Here is a 24,866-nt window from a genome sequence, read left to right as displayed (position 1 = left end):
AAACTTGTTTATTCTCCCGGGTAAATTGGGAAATAAGGGAGAGTCAGACAGACAACCATACGGCGAAAAAACGTGGGGGAATGGCCAGTGTCAATGTTCGGCAGAAACGAGCCGTGTCCGTGCGGTTCGGGTAAAAAATACAAAAAATGCTGCTTGCCAAAAGACGAAGCGAAAATGCTGGAACTGTCCAAAAATCCGTCGCTTTCAGAAGTGCAGGCGCACAACCAATACTTTCAGCCCGCAACTACTTCGCACAATTCTTTGCAAGGGATGAAGGAATTGGCATTGGCGCTCATGGACCAGATGGGAACGTATTTGCGGCGGGAGCATAAACGGGATGATGTCATCCATTTTCTGGCAAAAGACCTAATGAAGCTGGTGGATGAAGGCGAGCGTTATTATTTTCAGGTAGTCAGCGAGATTCTGGAAATGAAAGGGCTGCCCTCATCGGCTCGAAGCAAGGTCAAGGCGGAACCTGCTTTGACAAGAGCAGAGCGCATATTGATCCGCAATGCCGCCCAGAGCATTTTGGCAGAGTATGCGTTTTTAGGAGAGTATGATACGGCGGATTACGGAGCCATGAAAGCCATCATGGAGTGCTGTTATCAGGCGGTGGCTCGGGGGATCGAGGAACAGGCTGATTTGTGGAGCGTCAGGATGTTTGTCGATACGAACAACCAACTGGTCGACTGGGAGTTGCAACTCAGTGAAGACGGGGTGTATGGACTGGACAAAGATGAGAGAAAAGTCATCATTGACTTTGAATGGAACTCTCTCGATGAGATCGAGAATGAGTATGAAAAGTACGCCCACACGCTCACAGGATTGCGCGAAGAGTCGTTGAAAACGCTGGCGACGGCGATTGTCCAGGAAAGCTCGATACCGCGAAAGTCAGTCGACAAAATCTCGTACACGGGACTGGCGATGAACTACTTCGGCCTGTTGGAACAGGAGCTGCGCGACGTAATTTCTCTTCATGAAGGAGCGCCTTCTTTGAAAAAACGAATGTGGTGGGAACTGTGTGAATACCTGCAAAACCAGCATATCCCGATTGTCAGTGACAATGTGGAGCTTTTGGGGGACAAGCTGAAGGCGTTGCATGCGCTGCGCAATCGAGCAGCACACGGCGAGTTTATTACCTATGAGGAATTTGCCGCAATCAAGGAGCTGGCCCTTGACTCGAACCTGCTCTGGTCCATCTCGCAGGCAAAATCGGTTTATGCCGAACAGCAGGCGTGAGGGGAAGGTCCTGCTCCGGTCTAGCATAAAGACGTTTTTCATCCAAAAAAGTTTTGTCAGTAGCCACTATTTGCGAATAGTGGTTTTTTTGTGTTGTTCATGATTGGTATGCCCCGATGATCGCCTTCCCCTGCTATAATAAACGGATATTGGCACAGGCGGGGCGATAAAGCTGTTGACTTGATCTGTCCAAAGCGGTTTGCGATCAGAATGTGCGACATCAAAATGCCAAGAAGAACGGAACAAAAGGAGGGCATCATGGCAAAAATTACGCTGCCGCAGCTGGAGGCTCATCTGTGGGAATCAGCCAATATTTTACGTGGGAGCATTGACTCCGCTGACTATAAAAACTATATTTTTGGCTTGTTGTTTCTCAAGCGACTGCATGATGTTTTCAGCGAAGCCGAGCAGCGTTCAAAAAAGCGCGAAGGCAGCGGTGGCGGAAAAAACGCTCGCGACGCTTACCTGTTTGTCGTTCCCGAAAACTCTCGCTGGCAAAGGCTCCAGGCGTTGACAGAAGGGATTGGCGAAGCGATCAACGAGGCGTTTGCCGCTCTCGAAGCGGAGAATCCTTTGCTGCGTGGCGTGTTTGCCACAATAGATTTCAGCGACACGGAAAGGCTGCCGGACAAGCTTCTGCAGCAGTTGATCCGGCACTTTTCCGCGATCCATCTTGGCAACAGCAACTTGTCGGAACCGGATATTTTGGGAAGAGCCTATGAGTATTTACTCAAGCAGTTTGCCGCCGATGCAGGGAAAAAGGGCGGAGAGTTTTACACGCCGAACAAGGTAGTGGAATTGATCGTGAAGCTCATCAAGCCGGAGGAAGGCATGCGCGTGTGCGACCCTACGGCCGGCTCCGGCGGGATGCTGATTCAGGCAGTTGATTACATTAAGGCCAAGGGAGGCAACCCGCAGCGCATTACGCTGCACGGCCAGGAGCGCAACCTCCAGACGTGGGCGATTTGCAGGATGAACTTGCTGTTGCACGGCCTCTTGGACCATCGGATCGAAAAAGGCGATACGATCCGCGAGCCCAAACTGGTCGAGGAGGGCAAACTCATCTTGTACGACCGCGTGATTGCCAACCCGCCGTTTAGCCTGAGCAACTGGGGACTGGAGGAAGCGAGGACGGATCAATTCGCTCGCTTTCGCTTCGGGATGCCGCCAAAGGACAAGGGCGATCTCGCATTTGTCCAGCACATGGTGGCGACGCTCAGTTCCAATGGCAAGGCGGGCGTGGTTGTGCCCAACGGGGTGCTGTTTCGCAGCGGAGCGGAGGCACAAATCCGCAAGGGGCTGTTGGAAGAGGATTTGGTGGAAGCAGTGATTGGCTTGCCGCCCAACCTTTTTTACGGGACAGGGATTCCCACGAGTATTTTGATTGTGAATCGCAAGAAAGAAACGGCTAAAAAGCAGAAAGTGTTTTTCCTGCATGGCGCAAGCGGATTTCAGGAAGGAAAAAACCAAAATTTTCTGCGAGATGCAGATGTGCAAAACATCGTGTCCGCTTATGAAAAGTGGGAGGCGGTCGACAAGTATTGCCGGGTAGTCGAGCACAGCGAAATTCAGGCCAACGACTACAATCTGAACATGGCGCGCTACATCGATGCGTCCGAGCAGGAAGCGCAGATTGACGTGCAGGAAGCATTGAGGAAGCAGCGCGAGTTGGAGGCAGAGCGAAGCGAGAGTGAGGGAAAAATGCTTCGCTTCCTGAAGGAGTTGGGGTACGATGTCTGAGATGCCTGAATGGAAAAAAGGACCGCTCGGATGGGCTGTGCGCGTGCAAGGCGGCTATCCGTTTTCCTCTGCTGCGTTTGTCGACAAAGGCATTCCCGTCGTGCGGATGAGCAACATGAAAAACGGCCGCCTGGATTTGACACAGGCGAAATGCCTCGCAGAAAAAGCGCTTGGGGAGTACCAGTCGTTTTTGCTTGCGCCGGGTGATCTGTTGCTTGGCATGTCTGGCAGTATTGAAAATTTTGCCCAGGTACAGGCAGCCGATCTGCCTGCGCTGCTCAATCAGCGGGTGGGGAGATTACAAGTCAAGGACGAGTCGCTCGTTTGCAGAGAGTATTTGAAATTCGTAGTCACCTCCAGATGGTTTCGCGACCAGGTTCTGACCATGGCGGCGGGCGTCGCACAGCTCAACATCAGCGCAAAACAGCTGGAATCCATCCCGATTTACTACCCGCCATTGCCGGAGCAGCAAAAAATCGCGGAAATTCTCGCTTCAGTGGATACGGTTATCGAGAAGACGGAAGCGATTGTCGCACAGACGGAGGTCATAAAAAAAGGCTTGATGCAAAAGCTGTTTACGCAAGGAATCGGCCACACCGCATTTGTTCAGACGAAAATGGGGACGATTCCGGCGGGATGGTCATTGGTCAAGCTCAAGGAAATCGCCGAAGTCAAGGGCGGAAAAAGAGTGCCAAAAGGCAGCAGCCTGGTGGACACCGTCACTCCCTACCCGTACATACGGGTATCTGATTTTTGCGACTATACGGTGCAGACGGGGCAGCTTAAATACGCAACCGAAGAGATTTACAGCAAAATCAAGCGGTACACGATCTCCAGGCACGATCTGTACCTGTCCATCGCAGGGGTCTACTTGGGGATGGCGGGCAGAGTCCCGGACATGCTCGACGGTGCCCTTTTGACGGAAAACGCGGCAAAGCTTACACCGACCAGCGACTGCATCGATCCCGACTACCTCATGTTTGCCCTTGGCTCGGATTTTTGCCAGCGGCAGATCGCAGTGCTGAAAGGTGTGACAGGAGTGCCGAAGCTTGGCTTGCAGTGTGTGGAGACGATTGTGATTCCCCTCCCGCCGCTTCGTGAGCAGCAGCAGATCGTGGCAGGGATCAAAAGTGTCCTCACGAAGTGCGCGAGCGAGAAGGAGAAGCTTCAGCAGTTGCGGGCGATCAAAAAAGCGCTGATGCAGATGCTTTTGACAGGCCGCGTCAGGGTGAAGCCGGACGAAGCGGCGGCGGACAGTGCAGAGTAGCGGTCAGGGACACGTTTTTGTACAATCCCCGGCTTTTTGCTGTATCGGGCTTGGAGCCAAAAGAACACAAATAGATAGGAGGTGCCATTCGTCTTGGCAGATCGTTTTGTTGCCGGGATTATGGCCAGCTTTTTGTTTACGTTTGGCGCTGCGATCTTCTTTTTTCGGGATCGCTTCATGGTTTTTCCGATGGCGATGTTCACATTTCCAACCGTATTTGTATTGGGCCTGCCGCAATCTGTCCTGATCGACTGGCTCTTGCGGCCTTTGCACAAAAAAAGGAACGTGCTTGTGGTGATGCTGGAGGTATTGCTCTACGCCGCAGCCGGAGTTGTCGCGACCGTTTTGTTGCTCTGGGTTGTAGCAAGAGAACTGCGTATGGCTAACTTTTCCTTTTATGTCCTGGGGATGTCAGCCGCACTGCTTTACTATGTATGCTTGCTCATCATCAGACGGCAAAGGAAGAAGCGGACAGCCTAGCATCTGTGATGTTGTGCTCCGAGCCATCGACAACAGAATAAAGAGAAGAAGGTGAGCAGAAATGAGTCGTGCAAATCCTTGGGATGCAGAGTGGGAAGTGACGGAGGAATTGGCTCAAAGCTTGATTTATCAGCAATTTCCCGCGTTGTCCGCAAAACAGGTCAGACGCCTGGGAGACGGCTGGGACAATACCGTCTATGCCGTTGGCGAGGAATACGTGTTCCGCTTCCCGCGCAGAAAAATCGCCGTACAACTGATCGAGCTGGAAGGCAGGCTTCTGCCCAGGCTGGAGCCGTATCTCACACTCCCGTATCCGAAACCGCTTTTTTACGGAAAAGGCACGGCAGCTTACCCATTGCCTTTTCTCGGCTATACGTATCTGGCCGGGGAGTTTCCGCTTGGACTGACAGAGGCGCAGCGCGCGGCATCTGCTCTGGCGTTGGCCCGCTTTTTAAAAAGCCTGCACGCGTTCCCTGTAGACGTGGCGAAAGAAAACGGTGCGCCCACTGACCAGCGCGGATTGCTGGATATTCGCAGCCGGAAAGAAAAAATGCAGCAGTTTTTGGCTGACACGGACATTCCTTTTGCAGATGACGATCGCGAACTGATCGCCAATTATTTGCAGGGGCTTGATGTGGAACAGGTTCAGTCCAAGGAAGTGTTGATGCACGGCGACTTGCACTTTAAAAACATGCTGGTGGGGCCGGATGGAAAAATCGCGGGCATTATCGACTGGGGCGACATGAATATCGGCCATCCCGGCTGTGATCTGAGCATCGCCTACAGCTTTTTGCCGCCGCGGGCAAGGGACGATTTTTTCCGCGAATACGGCGAAGTCGATGAGGAGACGAAGCTGCTGGCGCGGCTGATTGCCGTCTTCATCCCGATGCTGATTTACATGCAGGCCAAAGACACAGGCGACGACCGGACAGCAGCGGAAGCAAGCGCGATTATCAGGCGCGCCTTGGCAGATTCGTAGCGAAGCGATTCCCATTCATCAGCATAGAACCTATAATGTTACTTGGGATTACTCGCCAAGTTGTGGTATAATTTTGACGCCAATATACGACTAAGGAGTTATGGATGATGGAAAAAAAGTTAATCTTCGGTCATAAAAATCCAGATACGGATTCCATTTGCTCGGCGCTCGTCTACGCTGATCTGAAAACAAAGCTCGGGGCCAACGTAGAGCCTGTGCGCCTTGGTGCCATCAACAACGAGACGGCGTTCGTCCTGAACTACTTCCAGGCAAAAGAGCCTCGCCTCGTGGAAACCGTAGCGAATGAAGTCAATGAAGTCATTCTCGTGGACCACAACGAACGTCAACAGAGCGCAAACGACATCGAGCAGGTGCAAGTTGTCGAGGTAATTGACCATCATCGCGTCGCGAACTTTGAGACAAGCAACCCGCTGTACTTCCGCGCGGAGCCTGTCGGCTGCACCACTACGATCCTGAAAAAAATGTACAAGGAAAACGGCGTGGAGATTCCGAAAGACATCGCGGGTCTGATGCTGTCCGCGATCATTTCCGACACGCTGCTTTTGAAATCCCCGACCTGCACAGAGCAGGACGTTGCCGCTGCCCATGAGCTGGCGGAGATCGCAGGTGTGGATCTGCAGGCGTACGGTCTGGCAATGCTCAAGGCAGGCGCAGACCTGAGCGACAAAACAATCGCCCAGCTGCTCTCCCTCGATGCAAAAGAATTCCAGATGGGCAACGCCAAAGTGGAAATCGCGCAAGTCAACGCAGTGGATGTCAACGACGTGCTGGCTCGCCAAGGCGAACTGGAAGAAGCCATTTCCGCGATCATCGCAGAAAAAGGACTGGACTTGTTCGTGTTCGTCGTAACGGACATCCTGAACAACGACTCTGTCGCGCTGGCGCTCGGAACGGCTACACAAGCGGTAGAAAAAGCGTACAACGTCACGCTGGTTGACAACAAAGCGGTTCTCAAAGGTGTTGTTTCCCGCAAGAAGCAGATCGTACCTGTACTGACAGATACATTCCAGGCTCTGTAAAAAAATATCACCGCAATAAAAAAGGCTGCCCGCAATCATGTGGGCGGCCTTTTTCGCTGAATCGCGGTCGCATTCTCGTGCTCAAAACGGATTGTGGTTGTTTTGATTCAAGTAGTTCATCGTCTGCTGCGCATAGGCGTCATCAGCGTAATGCCGGATGGCGTGCTTGTCTCTTGCCCGCAGGCTGATCGAGCCTGTCATGAAGCAGGCAGCGCCGAGAACAGCCAAAATAGCACCAAGGATATACAGCATGTGAATGCCCTCCTTTTTTCCAGTGACTTACCAATAGTTTAACATATTTTTCCTGTAAAAACTGTGATTGACTTTGACGGTGCGTAAATGTGTACGATGAATTTGTCAGGAGGGATGAAAGATGGAATATACGGTGCAAAAGCTGGGTCTCCTGGCGGGCGTCAGCACCCGGACGCTTCGATACTACGATGAAATTGGCCTTCTCAAGCCGGCGAGAATCAATTCTTCCGGGTATCGCATTTACGGGCAGGCAGAGGTGGATCGCTTGCAGCAAATCTTGTTCTACCGCGAGCTGGGTGTGAGCTTGGAGGAGATCAAGGAAATTGTCAGCTCGCCGACCTTCGATGCCGTCCAGGCACTGCGCGAGCACCGCGCGAAGCTGCTGGAGAAACGGGCGCAGCTTGATCGGCTGATCGCCAACGTCGAACTTACCTTAGCGCAAAGAGAGGGGACGAAAACGATGACCGACAAACAAAAATTCGAAGGCTTCAAACAGCAACTGATTGATGACAACGAGAAGCAGTACGGGCAAGAAATTCGCGCCAAATACGGCGACGAACAGGTAGACCGCTCCAACCGGAAACTCAAGGAAATGACAGAGGAAGAGTACAAACAGCTTGAACAGTTGAACCAGGAACTGCACAAGACGCTGGAAGAGGCGTTTGCCACGGGAGATCCGGGCAGCGAGCTTGCGCAGAAGGCGGCCGATCTGCATCGCCAGTGGCTGAGCTTTTACTGGGACAGCTACAGCAAGGAAGCGCACGCCAGCGTAGCGCAAATGTATGTGGACGACCCGCGCTTCACTGCCTACTATGATAAAACCAAGCCCGGACTTGCCGCATTTTTGCGGGATGCTGTCGTGATCTATACGCAGGCGCAAGCGTAGAGTAGATAGAGGAAAGCTTCGGGACACCAAAACGCGCACCGCCCTGAAATCCGCTCGGAAAGCTGCGAGCCGATTTGGGGCGGTGCTTTTTTGCCTGCTTCAACGTTCGCCTGTGGCAGAAGCGAAAAAGCATTCTTTTTTTGGCAAAGGAATGCTATCATGATGGATGAGTCTTAGCAATTGTAGGTCATGCAATTGAATACGCGCAAACAGGTGCCTTCGTCCTTGTTCAGGACGGGGTGAAAAGGGAAGCCGGTGCAAGTCCGGCGCGGTCCCGCCACTGTAAAGCGGCTGTCGCAAGCCGCCAAGCCAGGAGACCTGCCTGTTTGCATGGTGTGCCTGCGCCTTCGCGGAAAGGTTCGGCCCGTTCAGGATGCTTTTTTTCGTGAGCATGCTTTCTCCTGACATGTCGACCCTTTGGTTCCGGTTGGAAGCGAAGGGTTTTTTCTTTGCTGAGAATACCAGTCGTACAGAAAGGAAGTCATACATATGAAACGTGCATGGAAACTGCTCATCCCGCTGCTGCTTGCCGCAAGTCTCGTCGGTTGCGGCGGCAACGGCAACACCCAGACGGCACCTGCACCACAGACAGAGACACCGCAGACCGCGCCGCAGGAAACCGCTGCCCCTGCCAAACAGTCCGTCTACCCGCTTACCGTCACGGACGCCACCGGAAAAGAAGTAACCTTGGCCAAAGAACCGCAGCGAATTGTTTCTACCTCTCCGGCAGAGACGGAAATCTTGTTTGCGCTCGGCTTGAACGACCGGATCGTCGGTGTATCCGACTTTGACGACTATCCGGCAGAAGCCAGTACGAAGCCAAAAGTGGGCGGAGTCGTCAATCCGAGTGAAGAAGCGATTCTCGCCCAGACGCCCGATCTGGTCATCGGGGGAATCTCGATGGAAAAGCCGGTTTCTGACAAGCTGAAATCGCTCGGCGTACCTGTTTTCGTCACGCATCCGCAAAAGATGGATGACATTCTGAACAATATTTTGATGATGGGCGTCATCACGAACAGACAGGAGCAGGCGGAAAAGGTCGTCGCTGCCATGAAGCAGGACATCGCGCGCGTCCAGGAGGCTGTCAAAGGCGTGAAGCCGGAAGACAAGAAAAGAGTGTACCTGGAGTTTGCTCCAGGCTGGACAGTGGGCAAAGGGGAGTTCCTCGACGAGCTGGTGACGCTGGCAGGCGGAACGAACATTGCCGCCGATACAGAGGGCTGGCACCCGATCAGCGAGGAAAAGATTTTGAAAAGCGATCCTGACGTCATTTTGTACGCCAAAGGCGTTACGGACGACAAGACAGGCGTGAAGCTGGAGGACATCATCGCCAAGCGCAACGGCTGGGATACGATGAAGGCGATCCGTGAGAGCCAGGTGTTCGGAATGGAACAAAACCTGCTCGCACGCCCAGGCCCGCGCATTACACAAGGCTTGATCGAGGTTGCCAAGGCGATTTATCCTGACCTGGTGATATAAAAATGAAAAAGCAATGGCTTTTGTGGGGAGGAGCGGGCAGCCTTGTTCTGCTTGTATCCGTAGTAGTGAGCATTTCGCTGGGAGCGGCGTCGCTTCCGCTCTCGCAAGTATGGCTCATCCTCTTGCACCAACTGCCGGGCATGTCAGAGTGGATTCCGGTGACATGGCCCGAGTCGTCCGAGCAAATTGTGATGAAGGTGCGTTTTCCGCGCGTCGTCCTGGCTATTTTGATCGGAGCCTGCCTGTCGCTTGCCGGCGCGGGCTTTCAAGGCGTGCTGCGCAACCCGCTCGCCGACCCGTTCACGATGGGCGTAGCGTCCGGGGCCGCTGTCGGTGCGGCTTTTCTGATCCTGTTTGGCTTGCAGTTCGCTCTTCTCGGAGAGTGGAGCACGCCTGTCGTCGCCTTTTTGACGGGGCTTGTCAGCTTGTGGATTGTCCTTGCCCTCGCCAAGACGCAGGGCAAGCTGCAGACGGAGACGCTGATCTTGTCCGGTGTCGTCATTCAGGCGTTTCTCGGCTCGCTCGTGTCGTTCATGGTGTCGCTGTCGGATCAGACAGTGAACGAGATCGTCTTCTGGCTGATGGGCAGCCTGTCGTTTCGCGGCTGGGCCTTCACGTACGTCCTGGTCCCGTATTTGCTGATCGGCATGCTCGTACTGCTCAGCTACGCCCGATCCCTGAACCTGTTTGCGCTCGGGGAGCGGCAGGCGGCGCATCTCGGGGTGCATGTCGACAAGACGAAGTTCGTCATTTTGCTTGTCTCTACGCTTCTGACGGCGGCGGCGGTTTCGATTGCGGGCGTCATCGGGTTTGTCGGGCTGGTCGTGCCGCATCTGGTGCGGCTGATGGTCGGACCTGACTACCGCATTTTGCTGCCGATGGCGACCATCTGCGGCGGTGTGTATGTGCTGTGGGCGGATACGTTGGCGCGGATGCTGCTCGCGCCGACAGAAATTCCGCTCGGAGTCGTGACTGCGTTTTTGGGAGCGCCGTTTTTTGCCTATTTGTTGAAGCAAAAAAAGCAGATCGGAAGGAGGTAGTCGCGTCATGATCGAAGTGCGCGGACTGCAAAAGTCTTACCAGGATGTGCCCGTCCTGCGCGAGATCGGGTTTACCGTCCAGCGCGGCGATTTTTTTGGCATCATCGGCCCCAATGGGAGCGGAAAATCAACGCTTTTGAAAATGCTCTCCGGCGTCATTGCTGTCGATGCGGGAGAAATCACGCTCGCGGGCAAGCCGCTTGGCCGCTACACGCGCAAGGAACTGGCGCGGGTTCTCGCCGTACTCGAACAGGAAGGGCTGCCTCCGGTCGGCTTCCGTGTGCGCGAGGTGCTGGAGATGGGACGCTTCCCGTACCAAAACTGGTTGGGCGAGGAAAAGACCGACGTCGGTCCGCTCATCGACGAAATCATGCAGCTCTTGCGTCTGACTCCGCTTGCCGATCGCACGCTGGATCAGTTGAGCGGAGGGGAAAAGCAGCGCGTCGCCCTGGGCAAGGCGCTCGTGCAAAAGCCGCAGGTGCTGCTTTTGGACGAACCGACGACTTACCTCGACATTGGCTACCAGATTCAACTGATGGACATTGTGCGCACATGGCAAAAGACGACGCAGGTGACGGTCGTTGCGGTGCTCCACGACCTGAATCTCGCTTCGCTCTATTGCGACCGCATCCTGATGCTGCACAAAGGCGAGCAGATCGGCGTAGGCACGCCGCAGGACATGCTGCAGAGCGACCGGATCGAGTCAGTGTACGGGACGCGCCCGATTGTCATGGAGCATCCTGTCCACCGTTTGCCGCAAATCATGCTGCAATCCGGGTCGTAATGGAGGAATGAACATGATTGTACTGGTGACAGGCGGCGCGCGCAGCGGCAAGAGCACCTTCGCGGAAAAATACGCGGCTCATCTCGGACAGGCGGGTGTCTATATCGCCACTGCGCAAGCTTTTGACGAGGAGCTGCAGGAGCGGGTAGCCAGGCATCGCGAGCGGAGGCAGCAAAGCGCATTTTGCTGGGAGACAATCGAGGAGCCGCATGCCCTCGCGGACGTGATCCGCTCGCTTGGACAACGGGACGAGCTTGCGCAAAAACAAGCCGTCATCGTGGTCGATTGCCTGATCGTCTGGCTGACCAACTGGCTGATTCAGTACGAGCAGGAACGGGCATTCGAGCGCACGCTTGCGCAAGTGGACGAGCTGGTTGCGGCTGTACAGGACTTTCCCGGGACCATTTTGTTTGTCACCAACGAGGTTGGGGACGGACTGGTGCCGGAATATCCGCTAGGGCGCATGTTCCGTGACCTGGCAGGCTTGATGAACCAGCGGATGGCGGCGGTAGCCGATCAGGTGTTTCTGCTCACGGCAGGCATTCCGCTGGAAATAAAAAGCAGGGCATTTCGTTTTTAGGCAGGGGAAAAGACGGATTCGCGTCGTCTTTTTCCCTTTTTTGTGCTATACTATAAGAAAAGCAATGGAAAGGATCAGGATACCATGCGTCCCCATAGGACGATCTGGAAACGGTATGACCTCTCCTACATCTAGCTTCGTAGTAGTCGACCGTCGCTTGGACGACTAGCCTACTACGAAAGCGAGGCCCTTTGTATGAGTAGCGACTTGTACTTGCGATGTTCCTCCGTAGTCGGTTGGTCGTCTGTGCCAAAACCGACGAAAAGGCGAGGAATCGATGATGAGGAGAGCGCTGCAATCTGTTCAACGTTACGGTTTGATTTTGTTTGGAGCTTGTTTGCTTGCTTTTGCGTATTATCACATCAACTTTCAGAACCACTTGTCTGAAGGCGGCTTTGTCGGCCTGGGGTTGCTGGCCAAATACGCATTTGACCTGTCGCCAGCGGTGATGATTTTGTTTTTGGACATTCCGCTGTTTCTGGTGGCCTGGTTAGTGCGCGGGCGTCAGTTCATCTGGGATACGATTTTTGCCTCACTGGCTTTTACCGGGTTTTATGAGCTGTTCGAGCAGTTTTCCCCGATTGTGATGGATATGAGCCAAGTGATGCCACTCGCTTCCGTATTGTCTGGCGTATTGACCGGACTCGGCACCGGGCTGGTTTTGCGCTACGGAGCGGCTACGGGTGGCGACGACATTTTGTCCCTTTTGCTTAGCAAGTACACAGGATTGTCTATCGGTACCATTTTTCTGTTGCTGGACGCCATGGTGCTCGGCCTGTCGTTCTGGTATGTACCGATGAAAGAGATGCTCTACACCATATTGGCCGTCGTCATCTCCAGCCAGGTGATTACCTGGACGGTGAATGCCGGCAATGCAGGAATCACTGCGGAGGAAGAGGCGCACGGACATGGCAACGTCTCGATGACACACCAATGATGAGAAAACCAGTTGAAAAACATGCCTATACAAAAGCGCGAAAAAGGCCAGGTCGGTTTAGCTGTCGACTTGGCCTTTTCCCTGTTCCTGTACATAACGGCACGGGGAAGTAGTGGATACTAACCCATATGTAAAGCTGTCTGACGGAAAGGACGGGGTCTGCATGAGCGATCGTTTTTTTGGCAATTACAAAGCGTTCGTGGTCATCCCGGAAAAAGAACAGAAGGGGGTGCCAAAAGCATTTGATCCAAGCAACTACACCCGCCATTTCGTTCTCACATTTTCCTTGTATGATTCGCTGATTGCCAACTGGAAGGAAGCTGCCAAATTCCAGGTCCAGCCGAAGCAGAGCCTCGCGCGTGTCGTCAACGCCTTTAACCTCAAGCACGGCGACGCCGTTTATTTGCAAGTTTTGGAGATGGAGGAGGACCAGTCCTACTTTGTGCTGGCGCTGTCCTGCAAAACATCCGGCGACCAGGAGCAGGCGGACATGAACCGGATCAACCATCTGCTGGAAAAAGACTTTGCAACTGACCTCCTGATCGCAGAAACGTGGTATCAGCTCATTGGCGCCAAGGGCAAATTCGAGCGCAAGCTGTTCTCGTACAGCATCCTGCCGTACCACTAGCGGCCGAAGTAATCGGCGAGCCCGTCCACGATCGCTTGCGCAGCTTTGTCCTGGTAAGCGGCGGTGCGAACGAGCTCTTCGTCTTTTGGATTCGATAAAAAGCCAAGCTCAACCAGCACAGACGGTCTGTCGTTTTCGCGCAGCACGTGGTAGTCGCCAAAAGAAATGCCGTTGCTTTTCAAGCCAATCCCGCTGGCCAGCCGCGACTCGATGCTTCGCGCGAGGTCGTAGTCTTTGTTTTGCGCGTAAAAAAAGGTCAAGGTCCCGCTGTTCGGCTTCACAGAGGAGTTGTAGTGAATACTGACAAAGGCGTCCGCCGCCTTCGCTTCGCTGATCGCTACCCGCTGGGCGAGAGAAGGCTTTTCCGCATCGCTTGTCCGTGTCAAAATCACCTGTGCTCCCCGCTGGCGCAGCTTGCTCGCCAACAGCATGGAGGTCTGCCGATTCAGCGTCTTTTCTTCTGTACCCCATTTTGTCCCGCTTGTCCCCACGTCGCTTCCACCGTGCCCCGGATCAATGACAATCACTTTTCCCCGCAATCCGCCTGACTTGTTGCTGCTTGCGACACTGCTCTTTGCTCCCTCGCGGATGTACATGGACGACACCCAGCCTGTTTTTCCATCGGCCGTTCGGATTTGCAACCAATCGGCCTGCTTTTTGAGTATCTCAACTTGTGTGCCCATCGTGAGCACATGGAGGATGTCGTGTTCCAGTCCAGGGCCTTTGCGCATGCGCAGGGCATCGGCTGATACGATTCCGGTTTTCTTGCTTGCGGAAGCAGCAGGCGCAGCGGCAGGAGCAGACGCGGCTGCAGTGCCAGCCTTGCCTTTTTGCAAATAATAGCCAGCCACCCAGCCGCTCGTCTGCTGGTATTTGATTTGGACCCAGCCATGCGAATCTTCCGCAACAACGGTCACGTTGGTGCCGTATTTCAGCGTGCCGACGACTGCCGACTGAAGGGACGGCTCGCTGCGAACGTTCAGGGAAGTCGCGACGACTTTTGCCTGAGCAGAATTTGCTTGTGCCTGCGTCGGCTCTGTGAGCACGGGCCATGCCAAAAGCATTGCAAGCAGGCTCGTTCCCAGGAGTGACGCTGTTTTTGCTGTTCGTTTCATGATGTGTACCTCTGGTCTCGATATGTAGTCTCTCTTTAAACCATGATAAAGGGAAACGCAATCGTCCAGTAGTGTACTTTTTCCTGATTTTTCATCGAAAATTAGTGGGCAGAAGGGGCGTAGCGGGCCAAAGCGTTTGCCGCCGACTCAGCCATGCGCCGTTTGAGCTGGTCGTTTTCCACGACTTTGACCCGCAGTCCGAGAAAGCGGAGGCGCGACAAAATAAACTCCTGCTCGTCCTGCAAAAAACGGAGCGTAATCGTGTACTCCTGCGTGTCCGGGTCGTAGGCGACTTCTTTGTCGAAGCAGGAAAAGGCGTACAAAATGCGCTGCAACTCCAGGTTGTAGCGGCGCACGACCTGAATTTTCGCCGTTTGCTGACGCGCTGCGAGCATGCTTTCGATCACGGGCAAAAAGCTGTCGTACCACGCGTCCTCGACGTAGATTTCCTTCACGGAACGGATGAGCGACAGCGGCGTCGTGAGCAGCTGCTCGGAATCAAATGTCAGCCAGATGAGATACCATTCCTTTTTGGCGAGCGAGTATTCCAGCTTGTACGGGACGCCGCGCTGCCTGCGGTAGGCCCGGCCGCTTCGGGTGCCGGCGTGGAGCTGGATGTGATTTTTGCCGAGAATGATCCGGCGCAGCTTGCGGACGAGCGGATGCCAGATGTTTCGGGTGCGCGTTCCGGCTTTTTCGATGAACAGCTCACGCTCGTCCGTCGGCGCGTAGGCAGCGGTCAGCTGCTGCAGTTTGGACAGTGTTTCGGCCTCGAAAAAGCTTTGCGCGGCCGGGTGTTTGAGCATCTTGGCGAGCCACGCCTTTTCGTGCGATGTCACCGGGTACAAGCCAGCCTCGTCCAGCCGGGTGATGAGCTGATAGTTGTGGATTTTGTCAAACAGATTCATAGTAAGAAAGCAGCTCCTTCCATTCCATCTGCAATTGTTCGCGCAAATAGAGCGGCTCCAGCACTTCGCAGCTCGAACCGAAGCTGCGAATCCACGGTGTGATCTCCAGCGTGCTGTTGACGGTAATTTCGTAGAGAAAGCTCTCTCTCGTCTCTTCCGTAATGACCCCCCACTGTCCTTGGGCCTCGACACGTTCCCTGATGAACGAGTGCGGCGTTCCTTTTGGGTGAAAAAATCTCAGCCGGATCGTCACAGGCTTCCCCGTATCAATCAGCCAGCTGTGTTGGATGCGCTCGTCTACGCGCGCCTGCATGCGCATAAAAGCGTCTGGCGCAGCCTGTTGGCCGTAAGCAAGCTGGGTAATCCCTTCCACGCGGTATTTTCGCAGCGGTCTTTTTTCGCTTTCCTGGGCGAGCAAATACCAGCGTCCGTACTGATGGTCAAACACGACCCGCAGCGGATAGACATGCTGCGGCTTGCCCGTGGAATCGCGCAGGAAAGCGGGATTCGTGTTTTGCGAATCGTAAAACTTGCTCCGTTTGGGCGTGAAGTAGCAAAATTTCACCTTTTTTTGCTCGGCGATTGCCGTTGCGAGCAGCAGCGCCTGCTGCTCGTCGAGAATGCGGGAAACAAAGTGATACTTGTACAAAAAGACGGCCCAGTCCTCGCGCTGCAATCGGGAGTCCAGGCAGCGCTTGACTTTGTGGCGCAACAGGTAGCCGGGGACAGCAGGAAGCTGGGTGTTGGCCATGACGTCGATAAAGTCATGCAGGTCCAACAGCTCATCATCGGAAAGCGAGCTCCACAGCTCCTGGTCAAACTGATAAACATAAGGCCGCGTGTCTCCGCTTTTTTTGATGACAGAAAGCTCCTCCAAATATTTCAAGTCCTGGCGCAACGTTTTTTCGTCCGGCACTTCCCCTGTCGGCGTAGTAAGAAAAGCGTCCAGCAACTCCTTGATCGAGAGCGGCTGACGACTGAGCTGCTCCAGGATGCGGTACAGCCGCTCGATCTCTGACTCCTTGAGCGATTTTGCGTGGTAGAGGAACATCAAAAAATTGTCTGTCACAGCAAAGTAGTTGTAGCGAAGCTGCGCGTAGCAGCCTTTTTTCTCGCGATCTGTCACATGCTGGTAGAGTGTGGACTGAATTTCCCGAAGCTTTTTCACCGTCTTGTCCAGCGTATGGACGGAAATGCCCAGCCGCTCTGCCAACTGCTGGCGGTTGTACGCCCCTTGGGTCAGAAACATCAGGCGCAGCAACTGCAATTCTTTGTCAAATCCTTCTTTTGCCATCCGCTTTCATCCTTATCTTGCGGTAATTTCCAAATTAGTCCTCATATTACGAAAGCGGAGAAGCACAAGTCAAGGTGTGGCGAAAATTTTGCCCAAAATAGTGGGGTCGTAATACTTTTTCCATGTTCAACCATGGAAAAATCAGCGAAGATAGCGGCAGGAAACGAAATACAGTCGCGCTGCTGGGATGGCGCGGCTCGGCAAGGAGAGGAGCAACGAAAATGAAAATGATCGAGCACGGAAATTGCCATCGGGAAGTGCAGCTTGGCGCTGGCTCCGTTCACGTGTTTGCCAATGACGAAGTATTTGCCACTTTTGGACAGCGCGTGTTCGAGATGGCGGAACATAACTTGCGCATCCCGCGCAATGTGTACTTTTCCTATACGCCGGATGCCCATGTCGGCGTCGGGACGTGCATCGGGACAACGGCCGTCTGGAATATGCGCGACGGGTTTGTGTCTCCCTCGATTGTCGGCTCGGACATCGGCTGCGGTATGCGCGTGCACCTGACACCGCTGCACCGGGATGAGCTGAAAGACAAACAGTTGAAGCGCGAGCTGATTCAGGCGATTGAAACGTACGTGCCGACGACAGAGCGCGGGCAAACGAGCTACACCGATATTCCCCTCGAAGAAGTGGTGAAGTACGGCCTGAACGGTCTGCCAGCCGCGTATTTGGCGGAGCCGGCGGATGAGCCGGGCGGGGTGAGCCGCTCCCTGACCCATGTGGAAAAGCATACGTTTGCCTTCGATCACACGGCGCTTGCGCACATTCCCGCCAAGTCGTGGCAAAGAGCGTGGGGACAGCTCGGAACGCTTGGCGGCGGGAATCATTTTATCGAAATCCAGTCGCTGGAAATCGCGGACGACAACCGGGAGATCGCGCAGGAGTGGGGCTTGTTCGACGGGCAGGTCGTCATCATGATTCACTCCGGTTCCCGCGCCTGGGGGGCCATGCTCGGACGAGATTATACGAAAAGCTTCAAGGAAGCGATGTTCAAATGGGGGATTGAAAATCCGGAACCGAGCCTGGTCTATGCCCCGATTGATACAGAGGAAGGGCAGCGGTATTTGAACCTGATGTACTCGGCATTGAATTACGCCGTGGTGAACCGCCATCTGATCGGCTACGCGGTCGAGCGGGCTTTTCAGGACGTACTGGGAAAAGCCGTTTCCACTCCGGTCCTGTACGATTTGATGCACAATTACGCGCTGGAGGAATATCACCGCAACACGCCGATGCTCGTTCATCGCAAAGGGGCAACCAAGGCGCTCCCGGCTGGTCACTTCCAAAATCCGAAGGCGTATAAAAAGACCGGACATCCGGCATTGATTCCAGGCTCGATGGGAACATCGTCCTACATCATGGTCGGTGCGGCAGGCGGCGCGAAAAACTTTTATTCGATCTGCCATGGCGCGGGCCGCATCCGCTCGCGCAAGGCCACGAAAGAGGCGGTCACGATCAATGAGTTCGAGCAAGCGCTGCGCATCGGCCAGGAGGACGAAATTTTGGTCAACCACCGCTCTCTGGAAGCGATTCTCGATGAATGTCCGCAGGCGTACAAAGACGTGGATCAGATTATCGATTCCGTCGTGGGCGCAAAGCTGGCGACAGTCGTAGCCAAGTGCAAACCACTCATCGCAATCAAAGGAGTTTGAGCAAAAAATGGTTTCCGTTGCCGGGCGGGAGCCATATTTTGCTTTATTTTTGACAAATGAACATAAATTGCACCGCTTGCCCAACCGATATGAGAAAAGAGACTATAAAGGGAAGATAGGGGAACAGCTATGGCTACATACTATTACTTCACCTGCCAAAAGTGCCGGACTCGGGGGGGAGTTTTCGGCGAACAGCCTTGGGGGTGGGGAAACTTTGACATGATCGAGTCCTTTAAGTTTCTGGCTTATCACATTCGCACATGCGGGGAAGAGCACATTCGCGTCATCTCGGAGGAAGTGGACGAATACATCGATCAGCTGCACGATGAGTACAACGCCTTCCTGGAGCAGACGAAGCATATTTTTCCGCACTCGAAGGATTGGGAGTTTCTCGATCGGTGGAAGATGCTGAAGGTAGAAGAATTGAAAGAAAAATGGGTGGAGGAGCACAGGATCGCCCACCCGGATGATCGTTTGAAGATTTGCGGCACACTGGATGAAGTGGACGTATTGCAAAAAGGGGCAGGACGTATCACGTTTTTGGCGACGGTGACGGATCGCGGGCAAACAAAGTGGAGACTGGTCGCTACCAGGCCCGAATTGCCTGCGCTCCATCAATCCTATATCATCATAGGAGTAAGACAGGATCATCCGGAGTTTGGGGAGATTGTCGAAGTATTCAAGATGATTCCCCAAGTGTAGTTGCGAAAGAGAGGGATCACTGGCATGAACCTTGAAACGATCGGCAAGCTGCTGGAAAACGTGCGGAAAAGCAATCCGCTGGTGCACAATATGACGAACGTCGTCGTGACCAACTTCACGGCAAACGGCTTGCTCGCCCTTGGCGCGTCTCCTGTCATGGCCTACGCGGAGCAGGAAGTCGCAGATATGGCGAAAATCGCAGGAGCGCTCGTCCTGAACATGGGAACGCTGAACGAGCGTGAAGTAAAGGCGATGCTGATCGCCGGAAGCTCGGCCAATCGCCACCAGGTCCCTGTGCTGTTCGACCCGGTAGGTGCAGGCGCAACTCCGTACCGCACAGAAACCGCGCAAAAAATCGTGCGTGAGCTAACGCTTTCGTTAATTCGCGGAAACGCGGCGGAAATCGCCAACGTTATCGGCGAATCGTGGGAGATCAAAGGAGTGGACGCCGGCGAGGCAGGCGGAGACGTCGCGACGCTGGCCAAAGCGGCGGCGCAAAAGCTGAACACAGTCGTGGCGATTACAGGAAAAGTCGATGTCATTTCGGACGGCAGCCGCGTGTATGCCATCCATAACGGACATCCGATCCTGACGAAAGTGACAGGCACAGGCTGCTTGCTGACCTCCGTGATGGGCGCCTTTGCCGCTGTGGAAAAAGACGTGCTGGCAGCCGGAGCTGCTGCGCTCGTCACGTACGGGGTCGCTGCACAACTGGCGGCGGAGAAAGCAGCCGCTGAGGGACCGGGCAGCTTCCAGATTCAGTTTTTGAATGCGCTGTCAACCGTGACGGCCGATGATGTGCATCGTCTGGGAGCCATCGAACAAACGGGGCTGTAGGCGAAAAACATACGCTCTCAGGTACCGCGACTATCCCATGTTTTCGACAGGCAGTCTGTGTTCGGTTCGGGAGGGGCATCTCCATCAGACAGCCCCTCTCGCTCCCGGTGAAGCCGCTCCTTTTTGAAGAGGAAGGCAAAAGGCTGGCTGTCGTCCAAAAGAAAAATCCCCTGCTTTCCAGGGGATGAAAATGTGTACGGCTATATGGCTAGGACTAGGATAGGTAAGTTAGGGCGTAGCTGTATTTTCGCAGCGTGAAGGATAACAGCTTCTTCTGATGCTCCGAGAGCGCCAGAAAAACGAATTCTACTTGATCTTCTTCAAACGGACGTACATAAAAGCGCGAAATTCCGTGAAAAATGATTTCTTTCTTTAACGTCAGCGCTGCACTGGCGTCTGTGCGAATATGCAATTCCACGAGCTTGTAACCTCCTTGGACATTTACTAGAGTACCAAAAAAGTCCAATGGGAAATCACGGAAGTTTTGTCGGATTTATGTCCAAGATGTTACCAATTTTTGTATGAAGAATGACAATGATGACAATTCGCAAAACAGGCTATTTCCTGTCGTCCGGAATGCATCTGGATCGGGAAAAAAAGGCGGAAATCATGGCGGCTACCCTGCCCTTTTCCGTTTTCATGTCGATTTTGTCCCGCAAGCAGCGCAAAAGCTCCTGGTCGCAGCTGCAAGCAAAATAACCACGTTTTTGATAGCAGCGGTCGTGCTTTTTGCAGCAGCGGTCAATATCGTCGATGGGGGCGCCCGGCCCGGAGCAGCCTGGACCGCACCAGTTTCCGTACAAACAAGGAATACGCAATCCCCGCCGTCTTCTTCTGCCCAACAGTCATCACTCCGCATTGAAGATGGATATTGCCAGCATATTGGAAAAGGGAGGAAGTTGTTTTAGGCAAGTTTCACAAAATATGACGGGAGGATCGCCGGGAAGCACGAAGAGGCATTTGCTGACATCGCTGCGGCAGAGCGCCAAAAGCTGCTTTCCATGTGAAAAAAAACTTTTAAAATATCACTTGAAATCAATTATCGGATATGATAGATTAGTTCTTGCCCAAGCGATATGTGAAAAGGGCAAGGGCAAGGGAAAAGCATGGATGGATGTCCGAGAGGCCGAAGGAGCACGATTGGAAATCGTGTAGGCGGGGTAGACCCGTCTCGTGGGTTCAAATCCCACTCCATCCGCCATCATGGCCCGTTGGTGAAGCGGTTTAACACAGCAGCCTTTCACGCTGTCATACAGGGGTTCGAATCCCCTACGGGTCACTTACAGACACCCTGCAAGCGGCTGTTGGGCCTCGCAAAGGATTCACGGTTGCGCTGATTCACTTTGTCAGGCCCAACAAAAGTTGCGGGCAGTGGAGGCTTAGCTCAGCTGGGAGAGCATCTGCCTTACAAGCAGAGGGTCGGCGGTTCGATCCCGTCAGCCTCCACCATTTTCATGTTCAAATTGCGGTCGTGGCGGAATTGGCAGACGCGCTAGATTCAGGTTCTAGTGGTGGCAACACCGTGGAGGTTCAAGTCCTCTCGACCGCACCATATCAGCATATGTAAGGTTTTGGATAAGCTGCGAATGAAGTGGGCTATCCGAAACCTTTTTTGCTACTTGTGACCACTTTCTTCCGATGGTAATCATCGTGGAAGGAAGTGGTTACTTTGTTGCTCAAATTTGCTGTTCAGGAATTTTTAGACGACAGGGAATATAAGAACCTGTCCAAGAACACAATCGAAACATATCGGATTTTCCTCAAGGATTTTCAAAGCTTCTGCGTCTCCCAAAGCATCATCAATCTGCATGAAATCACATCGGGAACAATCAAGAGTTATTTGCTGATGTGTCAAAAGGAGCAGGGAAACAACGCAACAACTCGAAACACAAAACTGCGGACGTTGAAGACGTTCTTTAATTACCTCGAACAAAACGAAGTAATTGCCACAGGCAAAAACCCGACAAAGAAAATGGCTTACGCCAAAGAAGAAATAAAGATTGAAGTCTTTACCGACGCTCATATTTCGCAAATGCTTGGTTATTTAAGACGTGTAAAAAAACGTGAAAGAACATTCCATGCCTATCGGAACTACGTCATGATTATTTTCCTGTTGGGTTCTGGTTGTCGACTTGGGGAAACTGTGAATTTGCGCTGGAACGATGTGGATATGGTCAACGGAGTTATCACCGTTTGGGGCAAAAAGCGAGAAGTGAGCAGTATACCGATTACGGAAAAGCTTATCAAAGAACTTGCTGAATACCGCTTGTATTGTGAAAAGTATTTCGGCAAGGTGGGCGAGTATGTATTTGTGACTGACGAGAATAAACAGTTGTCGCCAAATTCAGTTAAGTGCATGTTCAAGAAGCTTAAAAAGGTCTTTGATTTTAAGGATGTTCGTTTATCTTGCCATACTTTCCGACACACTTTCGCTCATCGGATGTGCATGAACGGATGTGACGTTTTTACCCTTCAAAGGATGTTGCGTCATACTGAAATCGAAATGACGAGCCGTTACATCTCCATGTGGGGAACTGCATTGAAGGAGCAGAACGACAAATACAATCCATTGAACCATTTAGAGGTGTGAGGAAGAACGGGAAGAACAATTAACGCATGAGGGCTTCCAGAAGGCTTTCTAAGCCTGTTTTATGGTGGGAGAGGGGAATGCCTTGTCCTTGTAGCTGTAAAGCCATACAGGGCGAAAATGGGCGTTTGACAGTGGATGGTTAAACCGTTGTGTTAGAAAATGAAAACGAAGTTCTAAAACGTAAAAAGGGAGATGTTATTTATCTCCCTTTTTACGTTCCCCATTCATGGCTGTATTGAACTACCTTTGTGCCCGTCTGGATGTTATCTGGACTAAGCGTTGGAGAAGTTATTACGAGTGCAGTTAGCAAGCTAAACACCGTTAATCCTTTAGCTAGGAACTTCATATCTCACACCTCCACAAGATAATCTTGTATATTTTACATTATATTTCCAATAGTTTAGCTTGTCAAACATGTAAATTATTGGATATAATGTGAGGTGGTTACTATTACATATCAGGGGGCTATTTGATGGAAAACGTAGTCAAAGAATCTCATCTAATCTTACAACACATTATCAACAACATAGAAGAAAATAAGTGGGAAGAAGCAAGAAAGCAGTTTGATGGTTTGGATGCAGAACAAATTGAACTCGAAGACAAAAGCATTTATTGGTGGGCAAGTGCCCGTTTCAGCCATCGAAATCAGGACTTTCCTGTAGCAGAAAAGCAATACCTTCTAAGTGCTTCGTTTGCCAAAAATGCTTATGAAGAAACGAATAATGCCACGGACTATGTTAGGGTATTGTCTTCTCTCGGTTTGTTTTATTCACAGACAGGTGAGGCAATTAAAGCTGTGCCACAACTTATGTTGGCAACCCAATTACTTGACAGACACGCAATCGGAGGTGTATTAAAAGTTCTCACCTACTATGCGAAGGGTGTGACACATGGAGTTTTGGAAGAGTATGTTTCTGCTTTGGAATGGTTGAAACGTGCAGAAGAATTAAACTCTTCACTAAACCTTCTCTACAACGGTGCTGATATATTAATCGTCAAGGGTATTTGCTATCACAAGTTATCAAAGTATGAAGAAGCTGAAACAAGTTTCCTTAAAGTGTTAGACATTCTAAAGGTGCTTCCAAATGAAAAACTAGAAGCAGTTCTCGACCACAACTTAGGAATGCTTTACAGAAGAACAGGCAGATATGAAGAAGCATTAGAACATCTACACTCTGCACTCGAACTGCACCAAGAGGCTGACAGAAAGCACTCCATTAAGAACACCACCCTAGAACTAGCAAAAGTGTACCGTTTAATTGGGCAGGTAGAAGAATCAAAACGTCTTTGCCATTCAGTTATTGATGATTGTACTACAGAAGAATTATTGGCAGAGGCACAATACGTTCTTGCGGAAGCGCTTTATTCTGACAAACAATACGATGATGCGCTCAAAAATGCAAAGCTGACATTGGAATACTTCAAACAAGAAAAGAATAAATTTGAAGACTATCTAATTAAAACCTACGAAGTCTTATTAAAGATATATGAGAAAACGGATTTATGAGCAACAGAGGTGAGATACAATCACCTCATTTTTTTTGGGGGAAATGTAATGTATTTATCTGTTTCAACTTACCACAAGCTGGATGCATTACATAAATAAAAAATGGGCAGGTAGCGACCCTGCCCATTTTACTGACCTACTCGTCATTCAATGCGATTATCCCAACTCCAAAACCTATTACCTTGACTAACAATGAGTCTACTAAGCCATGTTTCAAAGCCTACTGGAAGCTCTGTAACTTCCCCAACTCCGATGATAATTATATAGTCTTCTCTACCATTTTTTACTTTCTCACTGTCGATATACATATACTCGCCATGTCCGTAAAAAGTACCTACATGATACCAGCTAGGAGGGTAGGTTTTATCTCTACTAGCGTGATACTGCATTATTTCTTCGATTGAGTGTATAAAAATCTGATGCGTTTCACTTATAAACAAGCCAGCCCCGTTGTGGATTGACAAAAATTCCTTGTAGCTGTCAGGCAATACCCACCCCGTTTTGTCTGTAAAGGATTCGATTTCTTCTTTAGATGCTGGCTCATTCCACTGAAACTCCACATCAATCAAATCACCAGTATATTCTTCCTGAATGAGTGTGTAGCCTTTGGATAGTCTAACCTTCAATGCATCCAATATTGGCACTATATCTGGTTTCATGAGACTTCCCTCCAAAAGCGAACGCATAATGTGGTACATCTTACTGACATTTTATTTTTCAACTGCAACATAAAACAAGGCAGGTTGCAAACCTTGCCCTGTTACTCTTCGTGGGATATTTTGGAAATAGTTACAGTCTCAAACTACCATGGCCTGACAGCCACCACATTGAATGAAAATGTACTTGGCCTGTGAACCTGCTGATTTCATAATAAAATTAGCAGGTCACAGGCCGATACTTTTTTGGTGGCAATAACCCCGAGTC

Annotated in this window: 25 protein-coding genes, 4 tRNA genes, 1 pseudogene and 1 riboswitch; of the genes and pseudogenes, 23 read left to right on the top strand and 7 right to left on the bottom strand. The window is 52.0% G+C overall.

The window, feature by feature from the left end; all coding sequences use genetic code 11:
- Positions 1-93 precede the first annotated feature (93 nt).
- The 6 genes from EDM57_RS19480 (at position 94) to EDM57_RS19455 (ending at position 6,745) form a co-directional block, all read left to right on the top strand.
- Positions 94-1,239, top strand: a complete 1,146-nt coding sequence (locus EDM57_RS19480) for an SEC-C domain-containing protein (RefSeq protein ID WP_122906361.1) — start codon at positions 94-96, stop codon at positions 1,237-1,239.
- A 258-nt stretch (positions 1,240-1,497) separates the two neighbouring features.
- Positions 1,498-2,979: a type I restriction-modification system subunit M gene (locus EDM57_RS19475; RefSeq protein WP_122906360.1), complete on the top strand. Its 1,482-nt coding sequence runs from the start codon at positions 1,498-1,500 to the stop codon at positions 2,977-2,979.
- Entirely contained in the window at positions 2,972-4,246 is a 1,275-nt protein-coding gene (locus EDM57_RS19470) for a restriction endonuclease subunit S (protein WP_246005855.1), read from the top strand. Before EDM57_RS19475 ends, EDM57_RS19470 begins: the two co-directional genes overlap by 8 nt.
- Before the next feature lie 93 nt (positions 4,247-4,339).
- Positions 4,340-4,726: a hypothetical protein gene (locus tag EDM57_RS19465; RefSeq protein ID WP_122906359.1), complete on the top strand. Its 387-nt coding sequence runs from the start codon at positions 4,340-4,342 to the stop codon at positions 4,724-4,726.
- Positions 4,727-4,787: 61 nt separating this feature from the next.
- A complete protein-coding gene (locus tag EDM57_RS19460; protein WP_122906358.1) occupies positions 4,788-5,705 on the top strand; it encodes a phosphotransferase in 918 nt (305 codons plus the stop codon).
- A 107-nt stretch (positions 5,706-5,812) separates the two neighbouring features.
- Positions 5,813-6,745, top strand: a complete 933-nt coding sequence (locus EDM57_RS19455; protein WP_122906357.1) for a manganese-dependent inorganic pyrophosphatase — start codon at positions 5,813-5,815, stop codon at positions 6,743-6,745.
- 81 nt (positions 6,746-6,826) lie between these two features.
- Here the strand turns inward: EDM57_RS19455 and EDM57_RS23455 are convergent, their stop codons facing one another.
- Positions 6,827-6,997 (bottom strand): hypothetical protein, encoded by a 171-nt coding sequence (locus EDM57_RS23455; RefSeq protein WP_170163478.1) that lies wholly within the window; start codon positions 6,995-6,997, stop codon positions 6,827-6,829.
- 121 nt (positions 6,998-7,118) lie between these two features.
- Here EDM57_RS23455 and EDM57_RS19450 point away from each other — a divergent pair, with 121 nt between their 5' ends.
- The 7 genes from EDM57_RS19450 (at position 7,119) to EDM57_RS19420 (ending at position 13,331) form a co-directional block, all read left to right on the top strand.
- Positions 7,119-7,883, top strand: a complete 765-nt coding sequence (locus EDM57_RS19450) for a MerR family transcriptional regulator (RefSeq protein WP_122906356.1) — start codon at positions 7,119-7,121, stop codon at positions 7,881-7,883.
- Between the two features lie 194 nt (positions 7,884-8,077).
- Positions 8,078-8,223, top strand: a riboswitch (cobalamin riboswitch).
- A gap of 149 nt (positions 8,224-8,372) precedes the next feature.
- Positions 8,373-9,362 (top strand): ABC transporter substrate-binding protein, encoded by a 990-nt coding sequence (locus EDM57_RS19445; RefSeq protein WP_122906355.1) that lies wholly within the window; start codon positions 8,373-8,375, stop codon positions 9,360-9,362.
- 2 nt (positions 9,363-9,364) lie between these two features.
- Positions 9,365-10,402, top strand: coding sequence for a FecCD family ABC transporter permease (locus tag EDM57_RS19440; RefSeq protein ID WP_122906354.1), 1,038 nt, complete (start codon positions 9,365-9,367; stop codon positions 10,400-10,402).
- Positions 10,403-10,409: 7 nt separating this feature from the next.
- Positions 10,410-11,186, top strand: a complete 777-nt coding sequence (locus EDM57_RS19435) for an ABC transporter ATP-binding protein (protein WP_122906353.1) — start codon at positions 10,410-10,412, stop codon at positions 11,184-11,186.
- 13 nt (positions 11,187-11,199) lie between these two features.
- Entirely contained in the window at positions 11,200-11,766 is a 567-nt protein-coding gene (cobU, locus tag EDM57_RS19430; RefSeq protein ID WP_122906352.1) for a bifunctional adenosylcobinamide kinase/adenosylcobinamide-phosphate guanylyltransferase, read from the top strand.
- Positions 11,767-12,043: 277 nt separating this feature from the next.
- Positions 12,044-12,703: a YitT family protein gene (locus EDM57_RS19425; protein ID WP_122906351.1), complete on the top strand. Its 660-nt coding sequence runs from the start codon at positions 12,044-12,046 to the stop codon at positions 12,701-12,703.
- 163 nt (positions 12,704-12,866) lie between these two features.
- Entirely contained in the window at positions 12,867-13,331 is a 465-nt protein-coding gene (locus EDM57_RS19420; RefSeq protein WP_122906350.1) for a hypothetical protein, read from the top strand.
- Here the strand turns inward: EDM57_RS19420 and EDM57_RS19415 are convergent.
- The 3 genes from EDM57_RS19415 to EDM57_RS19405 form a co-directional block, all read right to left on the bottom strand.
- A complete protein-coding gene (locus EDM57_RS19415; protein ID WP_122906349.1) occupies positions 13,328-14,446 on the bottom strand; it encodes an N-acetylmuramoyl-L-alanine amidase family protein in 1,119 nt (372 codons plus the stop codon). The two genes, EDM57_RS19420 and EDM57_RS19415, sit on opposite strands and share 4 nt — an antisense overlap.
- A gap of 101 nt (positions 14,447-14,547) precedes the next feature.
- Positions 14,548-15,354, bottom strand: a complete 807-nt coding sequence (locus tag EDM57_RS19410; protein ID WP_122906348.1) for a WYL domain-containing protein — start codon at positions 15,352-15,354, stop codon at positions 14,548-14,550.
- Complete coding sequence (locus EDM57_RS19405) at positions 15,341-16,648, bottom strand: helix-turn-helix transcriptional regulator (RefSeq protein ID WP_122906347.1); 1,308 nt, start codon at positions 16,646-16,648, stop codon at positions 15,341-15,343. The genes EDM57_RS19410 and EDM57_RS19405 overlap by 14 nt, the downstream gene beginning before the upstream one ends.
- Before the next feature lie 221 nt (positions 16,649-16,869).
- On the opposite strand from EDM57_RS19405, the gene EDM57_RS19400 reads away from it, so the two are divergent.
- From EDM57_RS19400 to thiM, 3 genes are all read left to right on the top strand, one after another.
- Positions 16,870-18,306: an RtcB family protein gene (locus EDM57_RS19400; protein ID WP_122906346.1), complete on the top strand. Its 1,437-nt coding sequence runs from the start codon at positions 16,870-16,872 to the stop codon at positions 18,304-18,306.
- 219 nt (positions 18,307-18,525) lie between these two features.
- Entirely contained in the window at positions 18,526-19,008 is a 483-nt protein-coding gene (locus EDM57_RS19395; protein ID WP_246005854.1) for a hypothetical protein, read from the top strand.
- A 24-nt stretch (positions 19,009-19,032) separates the two neighbouring features.
- On the top strand, positions 19,033-19,845 hold the full coding sequence (gene thiM / locus EDM57_RS19390) for a hydroxyethylthiazole kinase (protein ID WP_122906344.1): 813 nt from the start codon (positions 19,033-19,035) through the stop codon (positions 19,843-19,845).
- A 214-nt stretch (positions 19,846-20,059) separates the two neighbouring features.
- On the opposite strand, the gene EDM57_RS19385 is transcribed toward thiM, so the two are convergent.
- The gene (locus tag EDM57_RS19385; protein WP_122906343.1) at positions 20,060-20,263 is read right to left on the bottom strand and encodes a hypothetical protein; all 204 of its coding nucleotides are present in this window, start codon (positions 20,261-20,263) and stop codon (positions 20,060-20,062) included.
- 116 nt (positions 20,264-20,379) lie between these two features.
- Between EDM57_RS19385 and EDM57_RS23790 the strand changes: the two genes are divergently transcribed.
- On the top strand, positions 20,380-20,544 hold the full coding sequence (locus EDM57_RS23790) for a hypothetical protein (protein ID WP_246005857.1): 165 nt from the start codon (positions 20,380-20,382) through the stop codon (positions 20,542-20,544).
- Between the two features lie 17 nt (positions 20,545-20,561).
- On the opposite strand, the pseudogene EDM57_RS23785 reads toward EDM57_RS23790, so the two are convergent.
- Positions 20,562-20,648, bottom strand: a pseudogene (locus tag EDM57_RS23785) (phospholipase A2 family protein); the annotation flags it as partial.
- A 305-nt stretch (positions 20,649-20,953) separates the two neighbouring features.
- Here EDM57_RS23785 and EDM57_RS19375 point away from each other — a divergent pair.
- The 6 genes from EDM57_RS19375 to EDM57_RS19350 all read left to right on the top strand — a co-directional run bounded on the left by EDM57_RS19375 (position 20,954) and on the right by EDM57_RS19350 (position 23,942).
- Positions 20,954-21,046 (top strand) — tRNA-Ser (locus EDM57_RS19375).
- 4 nt (positions 21,047-21,050) lie between these two features.
- Positions 21,051-21,124, top strand: a tRNA-Glu gene (locus EDM57_RS19370).
- A 94-nt stretch (positions 21,125-21,218) separates the two neighbouring features.
- A tRNA-Val gene (locus tag EDM57_RS19365) sits at positions 21,219-21,294 on the top strand.
- Between the two features lie 16 nt (positions 21,295-21,310).
- A tRNA-Leu gene (locus EDM57_RS19360) sits at positions 21,311-21,397 on the top strand.
- A 117-nt stretch (positions 21,398-21,514) separates the two neighbouring features.
- On the top strand, positions 21,515-22,435 hold the full coding sequence (locus EDM57_RS19355; protein ID WP_122906341.1) for a tyrosine-type recombinase/integrase: 921 nt from the start codon (positions 21,515-21,517) through the stop codon (positions 22,433-22,435).
- Between the two features lie 472 nt (positions 22,436-22,907).
- Positions 22,908-23,942 carry a tetratricopeptide repeat protein gene (locus tag EDM57_RS19350; RefSeq protein WP_122906340.1) on the top strand — a complete coding sequence of 345 codons (1,035 nt, stop codon included), beginning with the start codon at positions 22,908-22,910 and terminating at the stop codon, positions 23,940-23,942.
- A 143-nt stretch (positions 23,943-24,085) separates the two neighbouring features.
- Here EDM57_RS19350 and EDM57_RS19345 read toward each other — a convergent pair whose 3' ends face one another.
- Positions 24,086-24,601, bottom strand: a complete 516-nt coding sequence (locus tag EDM57_RS19345; protein WP_170163477.1) for an SMI1/KNR4 family protein — start codon at positions 24,599-24,601, stop codon at positions 24,086-24,088.
- Positions 24,602-24,866: the final 265 nt, after the last annotated feature.

The sequence above is a fragment of the Brevibacillus gelatini genome (genome assembly GCF_003710935.1).
GTDB classification, from domain to species: Bacteria; Bacillota; Bacilli; order Brevibacillales; family Brevibacillaceae; genus Brevibacillus; species Brevibacillus gelatini.
This window is presented reverse-complemented; position numbering and strand designations above follow the sequence as displayed.

What these genes read in the sequence shown, in the direction of transcription:
- EDM57_RS19480 (WP_122906361.1), top strand. Translation starts at nt 94, where the DNA reads ATGTTCGGCAGAAACGAGCCGTGTCCGTGCGGTTCGGGTAAAAAATAC.
- EDM57_RS19475 (WP_122906360.1), top strand. Translation starts at nt 1,498, where the DNA reads ATGGCAAAAATTACGCTGCCGCAGCTGGAGGCTCATCTGTGGGAATCA.
- EDM57_RS19470 (WP_246005855.1), top strand. Translation starts at nt 2,972, where the DNA reads ATGTCTGAGATGCCTGAATGGAAAAAAGGACCGCTCGGATGGGCTGTG.
- EDM57_RS19460 (WP_122906358.1), top strand. Translation starts at nt 4,788, where the DNA reads ATGAGTCGTGCAAATCCTTGGGATGCAGAGTGGGAAGTGACGGAGGAA.
- EDM57_RS19455 (WP_122906357.1), top strand. Translation starts at nt 5,813, where the DNA reads ATGGAAAAAAAGTTAATCTTCGGTCATAAAAATCCAGATACGGATTCC.
- EDM57_RS23455 (WP_170163478.1), bottom strand. Translation starts at nt 6,997, where the DNA reads ATGCTGTATATCCTTGGTGCTATTTTGGCTGTTCTCGGCGCTGCCTGC.
- EDM57_RS19450 (WP_122906356.1), top strand. Translation starts at nt 7,119, where the DNA reads ATGGAATATACGGTGCAAAAGCTGGGTCTCCTGGCGGGCGTCAGCACC.
- EDM57_RS19445 (WP_122906355.1), top strand. Translation starts at nt 8,373, where the DNA reads ATGAAACGTGCATGGAAACTGCTCATCCCGCTGCTGCTTGCCGCAAGT.
- EDM57_RS19440 (WP_122906354.1), top strand. Translation starts at nt 9,365, where the DNA reads ATGAAAAAGCAATGGCTTTTGTGGGGAGGAGCGGGCAGCCTTGTTCTG.
- EDM57_RS19435 (WP_122906353.1), top strand. Translation starts at nt 10,410, where the DNA reads ATGATCGAAGTGCGCGGACTGCAAAAGTCTTACCAGGATGTGCCCGTC.
- cobU (WP_122906352.1), top strand. Translation starts at nt 11,200, where the DNA reads ATGATTGTACTGGTGACAGGCGGCGCGCGCAGCGGCAAGAGCACCTTC.
- EDM57_RS19425 (WP_122906351.1), top strand. Translation starts at nt 12,044, where the DNA reads ATGATGAGGAGAGCGCTGCAATCTGTTCAACGTTACGGTTTGATTTTG.
- EDM57_RS19420 (WP_122906350.1), top strand. Translation starts at nt 12,867, where the DNA reads ATGAGCGATCGTTTTTTTGGCAATTACAAAGCGTTCGTGGTCATCCCG.
- EDM57_RS19415 (WP_122906349.1), bottom strand. Translation starts at nt 14,446, where the DNA reads ATGAAACGAACAGCAAAAACAGCGTCACTCCTGGGAACGAGCCTGCTT.
- EDM57_RS19410 (WP_122906348.1), bottom strand. Translation starts at nt 15,354, where the DNA reads ATGAATCTGTTTGACAAAATCCACAACTATCAGCTCATCACCCGGCTG.
- EDM57_RS19405 (WP_122906347.1), bottom strand. Translation starts at nt 16,648, where the DNA reads ATGGCAAAAGAAGGATTTGACAAAGAATTGCAGTTGCTGCGCCTGATG.
- EDM57_RS19400 (WP_122906346.1), top strand. Translation starts at nt 16,870, where the DNA reads ATGAAAATGATCGAGCACGGAAATTGCCATCGGGAAGTGCAGCTTGGC.
- EDM57_RS19395 (WP_246005854.1), top strand. Translation starts at nt 18,526, where the DNA reads ATGATCGAGTCCTTTAAGTTTCTGGCTTATCACATTCGCACATGCGGG.
- thiM (WP_122906344.1), top strand. Translation starts at nt 19,033, where the DNA reads ATGAACCTTGAAACGATCGGCAAGCTGCTGGAAAACGTGCGGAAAAGC.
- EDM57_RS23790 (WP_246005857.1), top strand. Translation starts at nt 20,380, where the DNA reads ATGATGACAATTCGCAAAACAGGCTATTTCCTGTCGTCCGGAATGCAT.
- EDM57_RS19350 (WP_122906340.1), top strand. Translation starts at nt 22,908, where the DNA reads ATGGAAAACGTAGTCAAAGAATCTCATCTAATCTTACAACACATTATC.
- EDM57_RS19345 (WP_170163477.1), bottom strand. Translation starts at nt 24,601, where the DNA reads ATGAAACCAGATATAGTGCCAATATTGGATGCATTGAAGGTTAGACTA.